This is a genomic window from Rhizobacter sp. P1_G5 (assembly GCF_056405435.1).
Genome location: NZ_JBFUCB010000786.1, coordinates 1 through 2,404, shown reverse-complemented (window position 1 = coordinate 2,404; position 2,404 = coordinate 1). Strand labels below are relative to the sequence as shown.

The following is a 2,404-nucleotide window of genomic DNA, read 5'->3' as shown; positions in this document are numbered from 1 at the left end:
GTGATCGGGTTGTTGGTGACGCGGTCATCCGGATTGCCGAGGTCCCAGGCCAGGTCGTCGGCATCGCCGAAGGTGTGGCAGCTCGCGCACGAGGCCTCGCCGTTGGCCGAGAAGCGGCGCGCGTCGTACAGGAAGGGCCGGCCGGTGCGCACCGCGGCCGGCTCGGGGTTCTTCATCGCCACCGACGACAGCGTGGCACGCGAGGCCAGGTCGATCACCTTCACCGCGTTGTCGAAGCGCGTGGTGACGTACAGCCGGCCGCGCGCCTCGTCGAGCACCAGCCCGCTCGGGCCGCCGCCGGCCAGCTCGATGTAGCGCGCGCTCGCGCTGCGCGGGTTGAAGCTGTCGTTCTCCAGCTCGGCGGTGTCGAACACGCCGATGCGGCTGGAGCTGAACGCCGCCACGTACAGCGTGCGGCCGTCGCCGGTGACCGCCATGTCGAGCGGCATCGCGAGCGAWTGGTTCTTCATCGTCCAGTCGTAGCCGGGGTTGCTTGGCAGCTTCGAATAGTCGATGTGCTTGTTCAGGTGGCGCGGCTGCACCGCCGCGCCCGACAGCACCGTGATGCGCGTCTGCGCGAGCTTGCCCTGCACCGTGTGGCCGGCGTAGGTGCCGGGGCCTTCGAAGCGGGCCTCGTTGATCGCCTCGGTGTTCGAGACGTACACCGCGCCGCTGACCGGGTTGGTGACCATGTTGAACAGCACCGTGCCGACGCCCGACCAGCTGGTCTTCTGCGCCAGCGTGTTGGCGTCGACGGCGAACACGTCGCGGTCGGGCAGGCTGAACTGCACCGCGTTGTTCCAGTTGCGCTTCAGCTCGTCTTCCCAGCGCCCGTTGGCCTTGTTGAACTTGACGATCAGGCCGACCTCGGGCGCCTGCTTGCCTTCGAAATTGGTCTTCGGGCCGGGGTTGCCTCCGGGCACGATCTTGAAGTTCGGCCCCAGGCACGGCAGGTTCGGGTTGAAGCCGCCGCAGATCATTCCCGCCAGCACGGTGGTGGTCTGGTTGCCCGACTTGAAGGCCGCGACGTAGACGGTGCTGCGGTCGGGGCTGACCGCGAGCGCGCGCGGCGTGTCGCTGAAGAAGGTCATGATGCGCAGCGGCAGGCCGCCGAACGTGCTGCCCAGGCTGGCCGGGTTGAACACCCACACGTCGGCGCGCCCGATGCCGGGCGTCGTGAGCTGCGGGTCGCCGGCACCAGGCACGCCGGCGAGCGACGGGTCGCTGCGCTGCTGCCCGCGGTGCGCAGTGGTGATGAAGGCGCGCTCCGGGTTGCCGGCGAACACGATGTCGCGCGGCTCGTCGCCCACCAGCAGCGTGCGCACCACGCGCGGCGTGCCGCCCAGGTCGACGATGCTGACGCTGTCGGACAGGTGGTTCACCACCCACACCTCGGTGTTGCTGCGCACCGCCACCGAGACCGGTTCCAGCCCCACCGGCACACGGGCGGCAAGTTGCAGGCCGGCGCTGCCGATGCTGAAGACGTCCAGCGTGTTGTTGGGCGTGTTGGCGACGAACAGCCGGCTGCGGTCGGGCGACATCGCCATCGGCCGCACCGGGCCGCTCTCGAACTGCATGAAGGACGGCGCCTGCGCGTACGCCGCCAGTGGCATGAACAACAGGGCCATGACGAGGCCCAGCAGTGACCGCAACGACGACGACAACGACAGGGCAGACCGGGGGCTGCCCCGGCCCGGCATGGGATGCGCTTGCATGTGGTGTCTCCTGGTTTCTTTGTTGGTTGGCGGGCTGCCCAAGGGTGGCTCGCCGCACGATCGTACGGAGCGCCCTGCCGGCGCGCCCCCTCCGCAGGGAGGGGGCGCTACACTCCCGCGCCTCCCCACCAGGGCCTCACCTCCCCCGGCCGCCGCGATGTCAGAAACGACGATCGAGCCCCCGCTGCTGGCGCCCTCCAGCGTCTCGCGACCCGCCTTGATGGCGCGGCTCGATGCCGCCTCGAAGCTGCGCCTGGTGCTGGTGGCCGCGCCGGCCGGCTCCGGCAAGACGACGCTGTTGACGCAGTGGTTCCGCAACCGCAGGCAACGGCGCGCGGTGGCCTGGTTGACGCTGGACGGGCCGGTGCCGGGCCCGCAGGCGCTGGCGACGCGGCTGCTGGCCAGCGTGGCCGCCGCCGGCGTGCAGCCTCCGGCCCGCCCCGGCGCYGATGGTGCGGTGCCCACCCTGCAGACGCTGCTCGCGCAGCGCAGCGGCGACCTGCTGATCGTGATCGACGACGTGCAGCACGCGCAGGACGCGCCCTGCCTCGCATTGCTCGACACGCTGCTGGCAGCGTGCGCCCCGGGTGTGCACTGGGTGCTGTCGGGGCGTTGCGTGCCCGGCCTGAACCTGCCCACGTGGCGGCTGCGCGATCAGCTGGAGGTGCTCGACGGCGGCGACCTGGCGT

The 2,404-nt window shown here is 70.9% G+C and carries 2 protein-coding genes; one reads left to right on the top strand and one right to left on the bottom strand.

Annotated features, from left to right (window positions below; genetic code table 11):
* A partial coding sequence (locus AC1D12_RS31040; RefSeq protein ID WP_477845051.1) for a YncE family protein occupies positions 1-1,628 on the bottom strand: 1,628 nt, incomplete at its 3' end.
* Between the two features lie 244 nt (positions 1,629-1,872).
* On the opposite strand from AC1D12_RS31040, the gene AC1D12_RS31035 reads away from it, so the two are divergent.
* Positions 1,873-2,404, top strand: a 532-nt coding sequence (locus tag AC1D12_RS31035) for an AAA family ATPase (protein WP_477845050.1), incomplete at its 3' end; no start/stop codon positions are given.